This is a genomic window from Terribacillus halophilus, assembly GCF_900101385.1.
Lineage (GTDB): Bacteria > Bacillota > Bacilli > Bacillales > Amphibacillaceae > Terribacillus > Terribacillus halophilus.
This window is the reverse complement of the sequence record NZ_FMZB01000004.1, coordinates 210,541-227,341: the sequence shown is the minus strand read 5'-3', so window position 1 is coordinate 227,341 and position 16,801 is coordinate 210,541. Positions and strand designations below refer to the sequence as shown.

Below are 16,801 nucleotides of genomic sequence, written 5' to 3'. Positions count from 1 at the left end.
TCCTGTTTGTTAACGAAAAAGTATTTTTTCACGGGAAACTGCCGTCTCCATTCCTTTGACCTGCAAAGTCAGCAAGTCCCCTTCCCTCCATGCTGGAACAGAGATGGGAAGAGATGCTTGGTATTCCTGGCCATCTACCCGGATCACATAATGCCTTTCGGTTCCTTGGAACTGGCTGATGATGACTTCTCCTTTCAAGCCCTCTGCATCTGGCGGCAGCAGCTGCCACTCTTCCGGTCTCACTGGGTAAAACTGCTGTTGTTTCAATTGCTCCGATACACCGTTATCCTGCCAGCGATAGTGACTTCCAGCAGGAATGAAGTGATTTTCTTCCCATGTTCCTGCCACTAAATTTGCCTTGCCGACGAATGTAGCGACAAAAGGCGTTTTGGGATGCTGATATATCTCTTCCGGTGCAGCTGTCTGTTCTATCTGTCCATGCTGCATGACAAGTACCCGATCAGCCATTGCCAGCGCTTCCCCTTGATCATGGGTGACATAAATGATGGTAGCAGCAAGCTTTTTATGTATCTGTTTTATTTCCTTCCGCATACTGATGCGCAGTTCCGCATCCAACGCACTGAGCGGTTCATCCATGAGCAGGATATCAGGTTCCGGAGCGATGGCCCGCGCCAGGGCAACGCGCTGCTGCTGCCCTCCGGATAAAGCTGTCGGATATCTCTTTCTGAACGACTCCATCCCGACAAGTCGCAGCACTTCTGTCACCCTATCAGCTTGTTCGGCTGCTGTTCGCTTTTTGGCAAATCGATGATTCTTCAATGAAAAACGGATATGCTCTTCCACCGTCATATGCGGCCAAAGGGCAAATGATTGGAAAACCATGCCTATATTTCGATTTTCAGGTTTGCTGCAGTATTTCGAATTGGCTACTTCCGTTTCACCGAATTGAATTGAACCTGCTGTAGGTTTCATAAAACCAGCCAGCAAACGAAGCAAAGTTGTCTTGCCACAGCCAGAAGGACCAAGTATGGCAAGGAATTCGCCATCTCGGATCGTTAAATCAACTTGGCTTAACGCAGAAGTTTTCCCATAATGTTTTTCTAATCCTCGCAAGGTGATCAAACTTTTCTCCCCCTTTGTTTCCATTTACGCTGTATGAAGAGATAAGCAACGCTGCCAAACAGGATCGTCAACACGACCAATGACGAAAATGCTGTCGAGTAAGTGCTGTAACCCGCTTGCTCGAAACTGAAAATGATAACGCCCACTGTTTCGGCGCCACTGGACCAAAGCATGCTGGAAACGGTGAGCTCAGTCAGTGATGTCAGGAAGACAAGTAATGCACCGCTAAGGACACCAGGCAGAATCAAGGGGAGTACAATTTGTCTCCATCTCCCAAAAAGGTTTGCACCATTTGTCCTGGCCGCTTCTTCCATGCGAACATCCAGCTGACTGAATGCTGTATAACTGCCCCGGAATTGCAGAACAAAGAAACGGGTGATATAAGCAATCAATAGGATAACAGGTGTACCGTATACACCTGGGTACCATCCTGGCAAAGGCTGCATCCACATCAAAATGATGCATAGCGCCAATACGGTACCTGGAAGCGCGTATGGCATCGTGATGATTGCTTCCATTGCCTTCGGTAATCGACCCGATTTATGGAATCGGTAGTAGGCAAATAAGGTTCCGAAAACCAAGCAGATGATAGCCGTTATGAATCCGAGCAACATGCTGTTACTCAAGGATCTGAGCACTTTCTCATCCTCGAATAAGATGTAGCGGTAATTTTCCAGAGAAATATTCTCCCAGGTTAAATCAACTCCATATGCCTGAATCAGACTGACCGTAGCCATTGCCAAAAAAGGTACCAAGCTTGTACCTAAAAGAAATACCCAAAGCAATGTCTGTAGCAACTTGCGACGAATTGGCTGCAGCTGGATACGGGGCTCATGGTCCGGCACAGTCGTTTCCGTGACTTTACTTCTTCGAAGGAACCACACTTGAATCAGTGTGGCGGCTATGGCAACGATACCAAGCAGTACGGAAAGCACGGCTGCCCGACTGAAGGCACTCGGTCCGTATCCGATGACCTGTTCATAAATATATGTACTCAGTACTCGGATATTAGCCGGAATACCAAGAATGGCAGGCACCCCGAAATTGTCCAGATTGGAAAGGAACGCAAGCAGACCACCGCTGCAGATTCCCGGAAGTGCCATCGGCAGGATAACTTTCCGCCAGCAGGTAAAGCGTGATGCTCCCGAAACAAAAGCAGCAAGTTCTGCATCACGGTGGATTCTGCGAAACACTTGCACTGTCATCAAATAAACAAGCGGATAATGCGATATCCCGAGTACAAATATAATGCCTCCAGAACTATACAAATTAGGTATCAGCCAATCCGGCAGACTTCCAAGCGGGCCTGAAGTGCTGAAAAACTGCACCCAAGCAAGCGTCGTGATATAAGACGGGATGATGAAGGGCAGATAGATGAACAGCTGCATCATCGCCTTGCCGCGCACGTCTGTGTAAGCCATGATCGCTGCCATCGTTATCCCAAGAATCATGGATATAACCGTGCTGCCTGCAACGATATAAATGGTATTCCCGAGCGTTTTCCACGTCACGGACTCCTGCAGCACTTCGGAATATGCACTTACAGAAAAGCTCTCCGCTGAGGTGAAACTCATGGAGACAAGGCGGATTATCGGCAGCAGGAAAAAGAAGATAAGAACCAACAGCCCAATAAGGACGGGGAACTTACGAAAGGCAGTGTGTGTACCTTCTCCCAGACTCCTTGATTTCATCGTTAGTTGCATGAGTCGCCCCTCCTTTTTGCTTATTTGCCGAATTGATCCTCAAATTGTTGTTTATCTTTATTGCGGGATGTATACAATGCCTCTGTATCTGCCTGCAATACAGTCATCTCCTCGTAAGTCTTCAATCCTTCAGGTGCTTCAATTCCTTCTCTGATCGGTGTATATCCCAAATCTGCAGCCAGTTCCTGACCTTCATCAGATAAGACATAGTCAACAAACGCTTCAGCTGCTGCGGCATTATCTGTATCTTTCGTAATACCAATCGGTTCGGTGATCACCGGAACACCTTCTTCGGGGTAAACGAGCTCAACCGGAGACCCATCAGCTTTTGCTCTTGCAGCGAGATAGTCCACAATGACGCCATATCGTTTCTCACCAGAGGCTACTGATTTCAACACATCTCCATTCCCTTTTACAACGGCAGTTTCTTGATCCTTCAGTTGTTCGTAAAATTCCCAGCCAAAGTCGTCCTGTCTGGTCAATACGCCAAGATTGTAGGCTGCAGCACCTGAATACAACGGACTAGGCATGACAATTCCTCCTTTTGCATCCGCTTCTGTCAATGCCTCCCAGCCAGTCGGGATATCACCGGCTTCTGTATTGGCGACAATTCCCGTCGCCATGATTTTTGTACCTGTATAATAGTGATCTTTATCCTCAAATTCATCCGGTACCCCATCCAATTCTTCCGACTCGTACACCTGCAGCATATCCTGTTCCTTCAAATCCTCAAAGGTCACACTATCCGCCACGAGCAGAACATCCGCCTGTACATCCCCTGCCATCTTCTCGGCATTCAGCTTGGAAATCACTTCTTCCGTACCGGAACGATATGTTTCCACTTCCACTTCCGGATAACGTTTTTCAAAACCCTCCACCAATTTTTGGGCATCGGCATCCGGCTGGGATGTATAGAAGCTGAGTGTACCGCCGATTCCTCCATCAGATGCCCCTGCGCTGCTTCCGGCATCTTCTTGCCCGCATGCTGTCAGCGCAAGTAATACAGTTCCCATAAAACCAGCCATCCATTTTCTTTTCATCCCAATCTCTCCTTTATTCCGATGTATTCGTCTCCATCGATCTGAACCAGCGTTCGACTTGTTCTTGTTTCCGCTTATAATGCGTACGCAATTCAATTGGTGAAACCGTTATGTATCCTTCTTTCAGCAGAAGATAATCGCTTGTTGGATGGAAAGCCGCGAGCTCCTGCAGCTGATCTTTCAGCCAGTAATAAACTTCCCCATGGGGATCATGCAGACCGACAAAACGATACCGCGAAACACTCATGTCCATCGGTATCACTTGAATTCCTTTGAATTGACGTTTGTCTATATTCGGCAGATTTATATTCAAAAAACCGACCGATTTCGTTTTGTGCTGGAGGAGGACCTCAGCAACCTGATAAAAAAGCGTCTTTACTTTCGAATAGTTCACATGTTTCAAAGAACTGCTGTTGAGACTGACCGAAGCAGCTGGAATATTATAAAGGGTAGCTTCTACCGCAGCAGCCATTGTACCGGAATAGTAGACATCCCGACCCAGATTCGGTCCAGTATTCACACCCGAGAAAAGGAAATCCGGTTTCTCCGGAAGCAGCACTTCCACTCCAAGCTTGACGCAATCAGCTGGAGTTCCATTCAGACTCCAAGCGCCCGCCACCCCAGGAAAGTGGTACATTTCCTTGACTCGGATAGGCTGTCGTACTGTAATGCTATGATTGAATGTACCGTACTCCTGATCCGGACATACAACATACACTTCGCCGAAATGCTGCAGTGTCTCGATCATCGCCTCCACACCTGGAGAGAAAATACCATCTTCATTGGTGACCATAATCTTCATGCGATCCCCCCTTTGCTTGAGCAGTGTCAAAGCCTCCCAGTGCGTTCTGTACTGCCTGTTCCTGAGGCTCACACCATGCGATCATTGACGAAAATTGATTTGCCTTCACAGCATTGCTCCTTTCATTTGTTCCTATATTGTTAACTTTACAAGCTGTTTGTGAAGCTGGTGTTTAAAGTAATGTGAAGTTATGTTTAATTGTTGTAAAAAGTAAGATTCTTTAGAAGAAAGCGTAAAAGCTGTCAGATTAACATCCCTTCATAAAAGAAGATTTCATAACGTAAATAATTTACAATCATTATATAAATTGTTGAATTAAAAAAGGGCATTCCTAATAACGTGAATCAGGTGACTTTTTACCCAATTCTCTCCATACATCTTCAATTAAAATGCAGATTATACTAAATTCCCACAAAATCTTAATGGTATATTCGATATATTCTGTATACAATCATCTTAACCTATGAGAAGATGGAATCAGAAACATAATTCAATAGGTTAGGAAGTGTGTTCGATGCTCTATAAAATTGTCCGAGAAGCGAACGGAACGAAAACCTACCTAAAACATTCCAATTCAACTTCAGATATGCTGTTCCGCAACGAGACAGAAGCGACAGATTTGATGCAAAAGCTTAATGCACAGACGAAAAGTGAAATCCAATGGTCGGTTCAAGCTTGTATAGATTAGAAGCCACATCCCAGATGGGAAATGGCTTCTTTTACGTATTAATTAGCAATTCGTCTGTCATTAACTTTTGATATAGCCGGTAAATAATCTTTCTTTCTTTTCCTCGTAAATGTTCTTCCAAAAAGATTCGTTCTTTTTCAAGCAATCGCAGGATAGCAGCTGCTGCCTTAAAATGTCCCTCTGGCGTCACGTTTTCCAAAACATCGCTTAACTCGTCAAATATAACCGATGGAAGTAGCTGTTCTGCCCGTTTCAAACCAAGCTGTGCACGCGCAGGATTATGATGATGCAGCAACATTCTTGCCAGCGGCTCTGTCACCTGTTGCAGCATGGCAGCTGCCCACACCCCATTCCTACGATGAGCTGCCTTTTGATACTGGAATAAAAACCAAGTAAGATCGATTACCTGATCGCCATATTCCTCATCAGTCATTGTAAGTTTTTGTGTCGCCCTGTATTTTTCCAACAACTGCTTTGGATCATAAAGAACCCGAAAATAGTCGCTTTGCTTGAATGACTTTTCCGTGACAGTGAACAAGTCAACGTGCAGCAGGTTATCGTACACGACAATCAGCTGCGGTGCGATGATGATTAGCTCTTCACTATACAGAACATCCTTATAAGCCGAGAGCAAGGCCAGTCTTTTTGGCAGGAATTTAGTTACATCCTGTTCATCGACCAGACAATATAAATCAATATCCGAATACGGATCATCTTCTCCCCGCCCGAATGACCCTTTTACGAATACAGCTTTGACCTCTTCTTCGTTTGCGAGGATATTAACCAACTCTTGCAATGCTGCTTGCTGCATCTAGCACCCTCCTTTTCCATATATTCCTACAAGCTTATACTAACTAACAAAAAAATCCAACACCCATGGGTGTTGGATTTCATCAGTTCAAATACGGTATTGGATTCACAGCATTCGATTTGCTTCCATTCCAAGGACCTGTATGCAATTCGAAATGAAGATGCTGCCCTTGCGACATACCCGTGTTCCCCATTGTTCCAATCTGTTGACCTTGGGACACGCGCTCACCTGTACTTACATGCATAGATGTCAAATGGGCATATACCGTTGTATACGTTTTACCATCAATGGAATGCGTTACAAAAATGACATTTCCATAGCTGGAAGAATAGTAAGCCCGTGACACTGTTCCAGAGGCTGCAGCCCAAACCGGCACATTGGAACCGCGTTTGGCAATATCGATTCCGTAATGGAATGTACCCCACCTTGGACCAAAACCAGACGTGATGCTGCCGGGCGCCGGAGTGATGAAAGTAGCATTGGTCGCTGGCGCCTGAGATGTTTGCTTCTCTTGTTTTGGCGCGGAATATGGCCGCTGTTGCGCTTGCGGTGACTTGGACGCTGTCTTCGTTTCAGTCATTTCCTGCTCAGGTTCTGGTTTTGCTGCCGGTACACTAGCAGCAGATGCAGCTGCTTTTTCCTGTTCCGCCTTTGCGGCTTCCTCTTCAGCCGCTATCCTGGCAGCTTCTTCCTGCTCCTCTTGCTCTGCACGCTGACGCTCTGCTTCTTTGCGGGCTTCTTCCTCCGCCTTCTGTTTATCACGGTATGCTGCTTCAGCCGCAATCGCTTCTTCCTGCGCCGCAAGCAAATCAGCTTCCTCGCCTAAACTGACAAGCTCTTCGGATGTGACATCATATTCTTCTACGACATCCGCAATGAGCTTGTCCTTCTCTTCCTGCTGTGCCGTCAAAGTCTGCTTTGTCTCTTCCAAAACAACTGCCTGTTTCTCTACACTTTCAAGCTTTGTCTGATGTTCGGATTTCTTTGATTCGACGTCTTTCAAATCCTGCTGCTGTGCTTCCATCAATTCCTGATCTGCACCCATGATAGTGCTGACAGCATCTACTCGGTTCAGGAAATCAGAGAAGCTCTTGGATTCCATGATGACATCCAAATAACTTACCTGACCGCCGTTTTTCTGTAAAGAATGTATCCGATCCTTCAGCAAACCATGCCGTTCTTCGATCCGTACTTCCAAATCGGCGATTTCAATTTTCAGTGTTTCAATATCCTGCTCCAACCCAGAGATTTCTGATTCCGTATCTGCCAGCTGTGTATTCGTTTCACCGATTTCACCATCGATTTTCTCAAGCTCGGAGCGGAGTTTTTCCGCAGCAGCCTGTAAATCATCCTGCTTCTCTGCTTTTTTGGATTGTTCCTTTTCGTTCTCCGATTTTTTCCGTTCGACTTCATTTCGTTGTTCATCCAAATCTTCATAGGCATATGCAACATTTCCTGATACCGGCAAGGCCAATGCAGCAGTTCCGATCACTGCAGCCAAACCGATATGCAGCCATTTTTTTCTCAATTCTGTTCCCCCTGTGAATCTATCATTTATTGGTTCTCATAGCCTTGGTACGATTAATCTGTAATGAAATAGAAAATAAAGTAATCTCCGGAAATAGTATACTATACGAAAGTGTGACAAAACATTACAATAATATTTCAATTACGCTATCTATAATATAAAATGATCCATCTACTGTAGAAAAACAAAAAAGCATGTACATTTTTGTTACCGTTGCACTTGTAACAGCGGGGCGAAATGGCCTGGCCAAAGATAGACTCTTTGCAATAGAGATGTGTATGGTAGTGCCCGAGCTTATATAGGATCTCCAGTACACTACTCGGAGCAAGGAACTATAGTTTTCACTCCGATAACCTTTAGACAGTAAATGATAGAGCCTGGGCCATAACGAAAAAGATCGCCGTCACCGTTTTTTGGTGATTGCGATCTTTGATTGTTTGTTTTGAGGTCGGCAAAAAGGTGAACCCTAGTTCATTTCCTACCTTCTCTTTTGTTTTATACTAACGAATGCATTCATAAATAATAGGCAGGTATCTCCGAGAATCGAGATCCCTGCCTATTTTACCGGGTTTTGTCCAGCCTCTTTGTCAAAAAATAAATAATACAACGAATGACACGATATAAATAAATGCCAAAAATATTGCTAAGATAGTGAAAGGCACCCGCATCTGCTTACTCTTTACAGCTCCGTATACTAAGAGCCCGACAGTAAGCAAGGCAACTGCCATGATCAGAATCAAACGCACGCCTGGTGGCATGATACAGCATCTCCTTACAAATAATCTATTTCTTCATTATACCACGATTAAGGAACCCTTTGCTTTGATTTATGTCCATTCTTCAACAAAACGGCTGCATACATGAGCTCTGCTATATAACTTCTTCTGCCGATCAAAGTCTGACCCGATGTAATGGGCTTACGTGTAGTCGCTGTAAAAGGCGGCTTTAACGATTGTTCCACTTCACCATCTTTTAGAAATACATGAAAATAAGGAGACCCTTGTTTCCTGTACCAATCCACACATCCAATCAGCCTCTCTCGTCCAAGCTTCCAAGTACGTGATACCACGCTGCTGCAACTCTTCGATAGCTTTTTTCAAGCGCATCGCCGCCACACCTTTTCTTTGATGATATGGATGTACGGCTATGTTCCATAACATGGCACCGGCTCAGTTTTTAAGGTACACAATTCTTTCTGCTCGATTTTCTATTTGTATATCAAATTGACCAATGACAACATCATTTTCTATTACAACAAGTTCCAAAGAAGGATTATCATACATTGGCTTTGCTTGGACTACGTCATCAAAATAAGCTGTATGTAAAATTGCCAAGACGCGGCAGTGCAACCAACTATCTTCGTACTCCGATACATATTCTTTTACTTCCATCTATACCTCTTGTAGTCATGCAGTTTCAGAACCTATCCAGCCGAAAAGGTCCCATATCCACTGTTGTGTCTTTTTCCATTGCCATTTCACTCAGAGCTTCGCCTACAGCACTGGCAAATTTGAATCCATGACCTGAAAAACCAAGGGCGAACATGACTTCCGGATGCTCCGGATGATAATCGATGATGAAATCTTCATCTGGTGTCATGCTGTACATGCATGTTTTCCCTTCCCGCAGACGGAATGTCCCCTTTCCCATGAACCGGGATAAGAAGCCTAACAGTTCTTCTGTGTCTCCATCGTGGAAGGGAACGCTTTTTTGGTCTGGATGTATCGGCATGCCGGTGTCATGTCGTCCGATTTTCAGTCCCGCACCATCGATATCTGGAAATCCATAATACGTACCCATTTCTGTATCAAAACTGAAGCAAGGAAACTTGCTTTCCCGGAAACTCTCATCTGCATGCAGCCAAGCAAACGTCTTACGGATAACTGTAATCGAAAGCTGCAGCCCAAGCTGCGATAGCACTTCTCTTCCCCACGCTCCTGCTGTCACGATCAGCTTCTTTGCCTGGTATATCGTCCCTTGTGTTTTCACCTCGACAGTGCCTTCGTTGATTTGTACCTCTTGTACACGCTGTCCGCCCGCTAACACCGCCCCATAAGAAGCAGCCAGCGTGGCATAACCGTTCAAGATCTGATCCGTCCGCAGATAACCTCCATCCTTTTCGTAGGCGCCGATATAATTGTCTGGAACGGTCAATCCCGCCCAACGTTGTTGCAGCTGTTGAGAAGAAAGTTTTTCCACTTGCAAATCGTATTTATCTCCGCTCTTCCATACATTTTGGATGAAAGGGCTCGTCTCGAGACCGCTGTTCAGCACACCTGTTTCCACTAAGATGGATTGATTGATTCTTTTCTCCAGATCTTTCCACAATTCTTTGGAACGAAGCGCAAATGGTACATATGCTTCGCCTTCTCCGTATGCATAACGGATGATTCTTGTTTCGCCATGGTGGCTGCCGTGGACATGCGGAGGATGATAGCTGTCCACCATCAATACCTTCTGCCCTTTCTTTGCCAGCTGATAACCAGCGCTCAATCCCATTGTTCCTGCTCCAAGAATGATAACATCGTATAACATTTCGTTCACCTCCGTAATTCTGGTAAATCCAGCATAAACAAAGAGGAGTTCGCAAACAAGCTCTAGAAACATAATAGTTCCGGTAAACAAGCTGCATTTTACCTAGTATAAAGGATGCGATTATGTGCCATCATACTGGAAGTGATTATAAATCCGAGTAGTAGAGAAATCCTATGGAAGAGGAGAGCAGATAAAATGGATTATCAATTGGACAAAGCGATCAAATATATTGATAAAACACTGGCGGAAGGGCAATTTGATCCGTTGATGCGACTGGAAATGCTGGAAATGAAGAGTATGCTTGAACGAGTCGCAAATCAGGAGAAAAGTCCCTAAAACGGCTCTGCATCAATGTTTTTAACATAACTGACACTGGTTGAATTAACAGAAACTATCCATTATAGTTATTTCTGTCATTATTTATTTTGTGCAGGAGTGATTGTGAATGGAACCGCAACAAAGAGAAAATCAAATCAATGGCCAAATGAGAATCATGCAGTGGGTATGGACGATCGTGCTGACAGGTATTCCGATTGTCAATATCATCATGCTGATCATTTGGGCTGCTGATCGTACCAATCCACGAAGGAATTACAGTATTGCCATGTTCATCGTAATGGCCGCATTCATCGTAATCTATTTCATTATCTTCATGGTGTTCATGATCTTAGGTATTGCACTAATGCCAGATTCTGATCCAACCTATTCCGACACATACTATTATTGATAACTTGTCAGAATGTTAGCAATTCTAATGCTAGCCTTCTAAAATCTGCGAAAATATCATATGATAGAGGGTGCAGACAATAATAGAGGAGTTTTTAGTCGTGACAGTACTTACGAAAACCGAAAGTCTGGATAAAGTTCTTGCTGAGATGAATATGCGTTCCAAGAAAAAGCGTGCACGCAAAAAATTCATCAAGCAGGCAATGCAGCAGCTGGCAACTGAAAATCAAACAGTAGCAGCTGATACGCCAGCCGAAACTAAAGCAGCATATGCTTATGATAAGCTCCCTGTAGGATTCATGATCAAGACAGGTAAACAGCATTTCCCTGAGGAAGCTGTCTTCCGTTTCTATTATAATCAGAACCACCCGCAGGAGTATAAAAACAAGGAATTGCTGACAGAACGTTTCCAGACATTAGTGGAAGCAGCAACTGGTCCAACCAAAACCAGTTTGACTGAAGCTATCAATCAACAGACTTCCAAATAAAATGACCGCCCGGGCTTTTGCCTTGGGCGGTTATTTTTGTATCGTGCTGTCGATTTGAATATCATGCAATGCTTGGCTCGCAAGCTGATCGGCTTCTTTGTTCTGCTTTCTGTCTATATGGGCATATTGCACGGTAACACCGAGCCCTTTAACGTCCTCATCTACTTTATCCGCCCAATATTTCAACTCCTTTTCATACATCGGCCACTCCCCTGCCATCTGATTGACAACGATGCGGGAATCCATGTACACCTCGATTTCCTGGTCTTTCACTCCAATTTCACTCAATATTTGGACAGCAAAATGCAGTGCTGCATATTCTGCTTCATTATTGGAAATCAACTGTTCCATCATCTGATTACGACGAAGCCGAAATTCTTTCTGATTTTGTTCGTAATAAATAACACAGCCCAGGCCTGCTCTGCCTGTTCCTTTATCAAATCCCCCATCCGCATATATCCGAACATGATGCGGTTCTGTTTCCAACTCCTTCATGTACTTTTTCAACTCTTTTATTGTCCATTCTGTCTCATATTGATCCAGTACTTCCACTTTCGGAATCCTGCCGCTTTGCTGCATATCTTCCATGAGCAAAAGTGCAGCACCTGGCGGTAAATAATCCGATAAAAATTCCGCTTCTGTGCCTTTGGGTGTCCGATAAGTCATCTTCATACGCAGTTTCACTTTATCACCTCTTTTATTATTCTACCCCATCTGTATATTTTTTTATTTTTTGAATAAAAACCTTTGCTTTGTTTTCAGTATTATTGTATAGTACCAAAGGGCGAACAAAATAAATAGTAACGCTAAAAATAATTCGTCTTTAGAGGGGTATAATCATGGAAAATGTATTTGATTACGAAGATATTCAACTAATTCCCGCAAAATGCGTAGTAGACAGCCGTTCAGAATGTAACACAGCTGTTACACTTGGAAACCATACATTCCGTCTGCCTGTCGTACCGGCAAATATGCAGACGATCATTGACGAAAACATTGCCGCTTATTTGGCAAAAAATAATTATTTTTATGTGATGCACCGCTTCGAGCCAGAAACGCGGGAAGCATTCATCCGCAACATGCAGGAACAGAATCTGATTGCCTCCATCAGTGTTGGCGTCAAAGAAGAAGAATATGGATTCATTGAGTCACTGGCAAACAAATCTTTAGTACCTGAATTCATCACGATCGACATTGCTCACGGTCATTCAAACTCTGTCATCCGCATGATCCAGCATATCAAGAAACACTTGCCAAATAGCTTTGTCATTGCCGGCAACGTAGGCACACCGGAAGCTGTACGTGAGCTTGAGAATGCTGGCGCCGATGCCACGAAAGTCGGTATCGGACCTGGAAAGGTTTGTATTACGAAAATCAAAACAGGCTTCGGAACTGGCGGCTGGCAGCTGGCAGCATTGCGCTGGTGCGCGAAGGCAGCAAGCAAACCGATCATCGCCGACGGCGGTATCCGCACACATGGCGACATCGCTAAATCAATCCGCTTTGGCGCATCAATGGTCATGATCGGCTCCTTGTTTGCCGGCCATGAAGAATCTCCTGGTGAAACGGTCGAAAAAGACGGTAAACTGTATAAAGAGTACTTCGGGTCTGCATCCGAGTTCCAAAAAGGCGAAAAACGCAACGTCGAAGGTAAGAAAATGTTTGTCGAGCATAAGGGATCCCTTCAGGATACATTGACAGAAATGGAACAGGACCTTCAGTCTTCCATTTCCTATGCTGGCGGCACGAAATTGGACGCCATCCGTAATGTCGATTATGTTGTCGTTAAAAACAGCATCTTCAACGGGGACAAAGTATATTGAACAAAAAAGCTGTCGAGAATCTCTCGACAGCTTTTTCATTAAAGCGTTTCTACCCAATCATGTCACTTATACGCTTAATATTGATAATCATTCTCATTGACTGTTCCTCAAAATTCTGGTAGCGTTAAAGAAGAACAAGTTGGATGAGGAGGCAATCCTATGTTTGTCAATCAAGTCATTTTCGAAGGCGCAATCGACGCTGAGGATAAAATCATAAATAAAGTGAAGCATACGATGGAAGAGCTGACTGACGTAGCCGGCTTGCATTCAGCCGAGTGCTGGAACAAAGATACGAAAAAAAGCGATACAGTAGCTTACGCCATTGTAACGAAATGGGATAACAAAGCAGATTTTGTCGCTTGGATCTCCCGGGAATCCCATGTGGCAGAGCACCGTGCCATGCGTAAAGAGAAAAAGGACCAAGCGCCTGTCATGACAAAAACTTTGCTGCAATATGAGGAAGCAAGCTTCGCTTAAGTAGTACAAACCCCTTCTGCTGTAACAGAAGGGGTTTTCTTCATGCTCTATTTATCGTGAATACAAAATGATGATCAACTCCGGAAGATAGCTTATGCTCTGGATGAACTGGAGCACCCCAGCTATCATCTCCTCCCACACCCATTTGCTTGCCGGATACAGTCAGCACAGTATAATGAACCGGCGGCAGTTCATAGGCATGATTCGCTTGCTCGATTTCCAGCGCAGTATGCGGAGAAACATTACACGTGAGCGGCAAATCATGTGCACGCAGCTCCAGCCCCCTCCCTTTCACATGAGTGACTTTCAACCATCGCACTCCAGTCCTAGTACCGGATTCCTGCGGACGCACATACGCTGTACCGTTCGTTTTGACCGTATTCTGGAAGCGGCTTAGCCGTGCTCCATGTTTTCGGTCTTCGTAGTTCTCTTCAGGACCATTTGCGAACCATTCCAAATCACTGTAATCTGCAGAAGTACGGAATGAAAGCGCAAAGGTCGGCAGATCAGGTAGCCCTTCTGCCCCTCGGCAATGCGCCTTCACTCGGATGCTACCATCAGGGAAGACCGAATAAATTGTTTGAACATGCAGCTTTTCCGCTATGGAAAAAGCATAGGTGAAGCTTACATCCACTTGCTCCGCCAACGCATCAACCGTTACATCTATACACCTTCTCGCCACACTTGCTGCCAGCCATACTCCAGCAGTATAGCTGTGCTGATAGCCATTATCATTATCCGTGCTGGCTCGCCAAAATATTGGATAAGGCGGTGTCTCGATCAATTCCTCTCCATCATAATTAAGAGATGTCAGGCTTCCTGCTGCCTTTGAGAATTGGACGCTGAAGTCATGCCCATGCACACCAATATTCACATCACCTTCGACAACACGAAGGTTGCCTGTTGCTTTAAGAATAGCAGCTTTCTTTTCCCATACGTATTGTCCGGATGCTACTTCGAATCCTGCCTCTCCCCACTCAGACGGCTCACGCAGTCTCATGGTTGCATCGATTGTATAGGTGCCTGGTTGTGCTGTCACACTTGCTGGCATATCGATATCGAATTCCGCCTGCTCACCGGCTGTCACCAGCTGATCAAGTTTTTCTTCCCAGCAAGTTATACCGTTTCTTCTGACTGTCCAGACCAAATCATACGCAGATGTATCGGCAAAGAGATTTTCATTGCGCAGCACGATACCCTTATCGTTTACATCCAGTTTGATATTCTGATACAGATATTTTACTTCCTGCATCTTTGGCGAAAGCTTGCGATCAGCAAATACGATGCCATCCGTACAGAAGATATAATCTGTCGGCCGGTCATGGAAATCACCGCCATAAGCAAGGTACTCCTGCCCTTCTCGATTCTTCTTCCACAGCGCCTGATCGATATAATCCCAAATGAAGCCGCCCTGATACATCGGATACTTATTTTCCAAATCTGTATATTTGTACATTCCGCCCAATGAGTTGTTCATCGCGTGGGTATACTCACAGTTAATGAATGGCTTTTTGGGTTCATTTTCCAAATACTCGATAATATCGGCAACTTTGGCGTACATGCGGCTTTCCATGTCACTTGCTTCCTCATATTCGCGTGCGTGGAACACACCCTCATAATGGACGAGTCTGCTGGGGTCCTTATCGCGGAAATAATTCGCCACATTGACGATCACCTCGCCGGCATATGATTCGTTCCCGCAAGACCAAATCAGGATGGATGGATGGTTTTTATCCCGCTCCAGCATCGAAATCGCCCGATCCATGACGATATCCTGCCATTCGGATAAGTTGCCTGGTATGTTCCAGGTTGGGTCCACTTGCCCGAGCTTTTGCCAGGATCCATGTGTTTCAAGATTCATTTCATCTATGACATACAATCCATATTCGTCACATAATTCATACCAGCGAGTCTGGTTCGGATAATGGGAAGTACGGACAGCATTGATATTATGCTGCTTCATCGTTTTGATATCCCACACCATATCTTCTTCAGTGACGACGCGGCCAGTGCGGGCATTGAATTCATGGCGATTGACACCTTTGAAAACGATTCGTTTGCCGTTTAGGCACATCACTTTATCAATTATTTCGAAGCGACGGAAGCCCACGGTTTGCGGAATGACCTCGACAAGCTGATCTTCTTCATTGAAAATTTGCAAGTAAAGGGAATACAGATAAGGATCTTCTGCACTCCATAACTTGGGCTGATCAACTTTGAACGTAACAACGGCAGTCTGCTTCTGAAATAATCCATCTGCTTCCTGTATCAAGCGGCCAGTTTGGTCATATAAGCTCCCCATAATCTTCGCCCCTGCCGGGATTGTCTTTTGAAAGAGCATTGCGGCCTTCAAAGAACCTTCGCTGTACGTGTCATCCAATCGCGCTTGCACAGATAAATCAAATACATGCAATTCTGGAGTCGTGTACAGATACACATCGCGAAAGATACCCGAAAAGCGCCAGAAATCCTGATCCTCCAGCCAAGCGCCTGTGCTGCGCTGGTATACTTCGACTGCCAGTTTGTTTTCTCCAGGCTGAAGGTAATCCGTCAGTTCAAAGTCTGCCGGTGTGAATGAATCCTCGCTATAGCCGACAAATCGACCATTCAGCCAAACGTAGAAAGCAGACTCTACGCCTTGAAACGAAATATACAGCGGCATATCTTCCATATGTTCTGGTACATTAAAGTTCCGGACATAGCTGCCGACCGGATTATCCTCCATGGGCACCTGCGGCGGGCGGATATCATGCACACCATCCCAAGGATACATCGTGTTCACATACTGCGGTGTCCCATACCCTTCCAGCTGGATATGAGCTGGTACCGATATGGAATCCCAATAGCTGCAGTTGAATTCTGGCTTGTAAAAATCAGCTGGTCTGGAACTTGGATTCTCGGCATAATGAAATTTCCATTTTCCATTCAAGCTTTGCCGCCATGGCATGCTTTGTTTTGCTTTCGCTTGATCCAAAGTTTCGTAATAAACATGATCCGAATGTGCAGGTACGCGATTCACCGCAAACACACTCGTATCGACAAGCCAATCTAAGCTCGGAGTTACATTCGTATTGGTTGTCATCATCTCTTCCTCCCT

The 16,801-nt window shown here is 45.0% G+C and carries 18 protein-coding genes; 6 read left to right on the top strand and 12 right to left on the bottom strand.

The genetic code is table 11. The features are described 5' to 3' along the window. Positions 1-9 precede the first annotated feature (9 nt). Genes BLQ53_RS09315 through surE form a run of 4 tightly spaced genes read right to left on the bottom strand, consistent with a single transcriptional unit; the run spans position 10 to position 4,628 of the window. Positions 10-1,083, bottom strand: a complete 1,074-nt coding sequence (locus tag BLQ53_RS09315; protein ID WP_244499311.1) for an ABC transporter ATP-binding protein — start codon at positions 1,081-1,083, stop codon at positions 10-12. Then, positions 1,080-2,786: an ABC transporter permease gene (locus tag BLQ53_RS09310; RefSeq protein ID WP_093727034.1), complete on the bottom strand. Its 1,707-nt coding sequence runs from the start codon at positions 2,784-2,786 to the stop codon at positions 1,080-1,082. The genes BLQ53_RS09315 and BLQ53_RS09310 overlap by 4 nt, the downstream gene beginning before the upstream one ends. Before the next feature lie 20 nt (positions 2,787-2,806). Then, entirely contained in the window at positions 2,807-3,826 is a 1,020-nt protein-coding gene (locus BLQ53_RS09305; RefSeq protein WP_244499310.1) for an ABC transporter substrate-binding protein, read from the bottom strand. A gap of 13 nt (positions 3,827-3,839) precedes the next feature. Continuing rightward, entirely contained in the window at positions 3,840-4,628 is a 789-nt protein-coding gene (gene surE, locus BLQ53_RS09300; protein ID WP_093727033.1) for a 5'/3'-nucleotidase SurE, read from the bottom strand. 514 nt (positions 4,629-5,142) lie between these two features. On the opposite strand from surE, the gene BLQ53_RS18935 reads away from it, so the two are divergent. Next, positions 5,143-5,316, top strand: a complete 174-nt coding sequence (locus BLQ53_RS18935; RefSeq protein WP_170829637.1) for a hypothetical protein — start codon at positions 5,143-5,145, stop codon at positions 5,314-5,316. Positions 5,317-5,347: 31 nt separating this feature from the next. Here BLQ53_RS18935 and BLQ53_RS09295 read toward each other — a convergent pair whose 3' ends face one another. From BLQ53_RS09295 to solA, 6 genes are all read right to left on the bottom strand, one after another. Continuing rightward, positions 5,348-6,127, bottom strand: coding sequence for a nucleotidyltransferase domain-containing protein (locus BLQ53_RS09295; RefSeq protein WP_093727032.1), 780 nt, complete (start codon positions 6,125-6,127; stop codon positions 5,348-5,350). Between the two features lie 82 nt (positions 6,128-6,209). Then, complete coding sequence (locus BLQ53_RS09290) at positions 6,210-7,655, bottom strand: murein hydrolase activator EnvC family protein (protein WP_093727031.1); 1,446 nt, start codon at positions 7,653-7,655, stop codon at positions 6,210-6,212. A 587-nt stretch (positions 7,656-8,242) separates the two neighbouring features. Continuing rightward, entirely contained in the window at positions 8,243-8,413 is a 171-nt protein-coding gene (locus BLQ53_RS18930) for a hypothetical protein (protein WP_170829636.1), read from the bottom strand. Positions 8,414-8,617: 204 nt separating this feature from the next. Next, on the bottom strand, positions 8,618-8,815 hold the full coding sequence (locus BLQ53_RS09285; RefSeq protein WP_093727030.1) for a GNAT family N-acetyltransferase: 198 nt from the start codon (positions 8,813-8,815) through the stop codon (positions 8,618-8,620). Positions 8,816-8,824: 9 nt separating this feature from the next. Beyond that, complete coding sequence (locus tag BLQ53_RS09280; protein WP_093727029.1) at positions 8,825-9,046, bottom strand: hypothetical protein; 222 nt, start codon at positions 9,044-9,046, stop codon at positions 8,825-8,827. A 25-nt stretch (positions 9,047-9,071) separates the two neighbouring features. Then, a complete protein-coding gene (gene solA, locus BLQ53_RS09275; protein WP_093727028.1) occupies positions 9,072-10,190 on the bottom strand; it encodes an N-methyl-L-tryptophan oxidase in 1,119 nt (372 codons plus the stop codon). A gap of 195 nt (positions 10,191-10,385) precedes the next feature. Between solA and BLQ53_RS18925 the strand changes: the two genes are divergently transcribed. The 3 genes from BLQ53_RS18925 (at position 10,386) to BLQ53_RS09265 (ending at position 11,404) form a co-directional block, all read left to right on the top strand. Continuing rightward, on the top strand, positions 10,386-10,526 hold the full coding sequence (locus tag BLQ53_RS18925; RefSeq protein ID WP_170829635.1) for a hypothetical protein: 141 nt from the start codon (positions 10,386-10,388) through the stop codon (positions 10,524-10,526). A 109-nt stretch (positions 10,527-10,635) separates the two neighbouring features. Next, positions 10,636-10,917 carry a hypothetical protein gene (locus BLQ53_RS09270; protein ID WP_093727027.1) on the top strand — a complete coding sequence of 94 codons (282 nt, stop codon included), beginning with the start codon at positions 10,636-10,638 and terminating at the stop codon, positions 10,915-10,917. 100 nt (positions 10,918-11,017) lie between these two features. Continuing rightward, positions 11,018-11,404, top strand: coding sequence for a hypothetical protein (locus tag BLQ53_RS09265; RefSeq protein ID WP_093727026.1), 387 nt, complete (start codon positions 11,018-11,020; stop codon positions 11,402-11,404). Positions 11,405-11,434: 30 nt separating this feature from the next. Here the strand turns inward: BLQ53_RS09265 and BLQ53_RS09260 are convergent, their stop codons facing one another. Next, on the bottom strand, positions 11,435-12,088 hold the full coding sequence (locus BLQ53_RS09260; RefSeq protein WP_093727025.1) for a reverse transcriptase-like protein: 654 nt from the start codon (positions 12,086-12,088) through the stop codon (positions 11,435-11,437). 155 nt (positions 12,089-12,243) lie between these two features. Between BLQ53_RS09260 and guaC the strand changes: the two genes are divergently transcribed. Both guaC and BLQ53_RS09250 read left to right on the top strand, forming a co-directional pair. Then, positions 12,244-13,227 carry a GMP reductase gene (gene guaC / locus BLQ53_RS09255; protein WP_093727024.1) on the top strand — a complete coding sequence of 328 codons (984 nt, stop codon included), beginning with the start codon at positions 12,244-12,246 and terminating at the stop codon, positions 13,225-13,227. A gap of 159 nt (positions 13,228-13,386) precedes the next feature. Beyond that, positions 13,387-13,704: an antibiotic biosynthesis monooxygenase family protein gene (locus BLQ53_RS09250; protein WP_093727023.1), complete on the top strand. Its 318-nt coding sequence runs from the start codon at positions 13,387-13,389 to the stop codon at positions 13,702-13,704. A 40-nt stretch (positions 13,705-13,744) separates the two neighbouring features. Here the strand turns inward: BLQ53_RS09250 and lacZ are convergent, their stop codons facing one another. Next, positions 13,745-16,786, bottom strand: a complete 3,042-nt coding sequence (lacZ, locus tag BLQ53_RS09245) for a beta-galactosidase, LacZ type (protein ID WP_093727022.1) — start codon at positions 16,784-16,786, stop codon at positions 13,745-13,747. Positions 16,787-16,801: the final 15 nt, after the last annotated feature.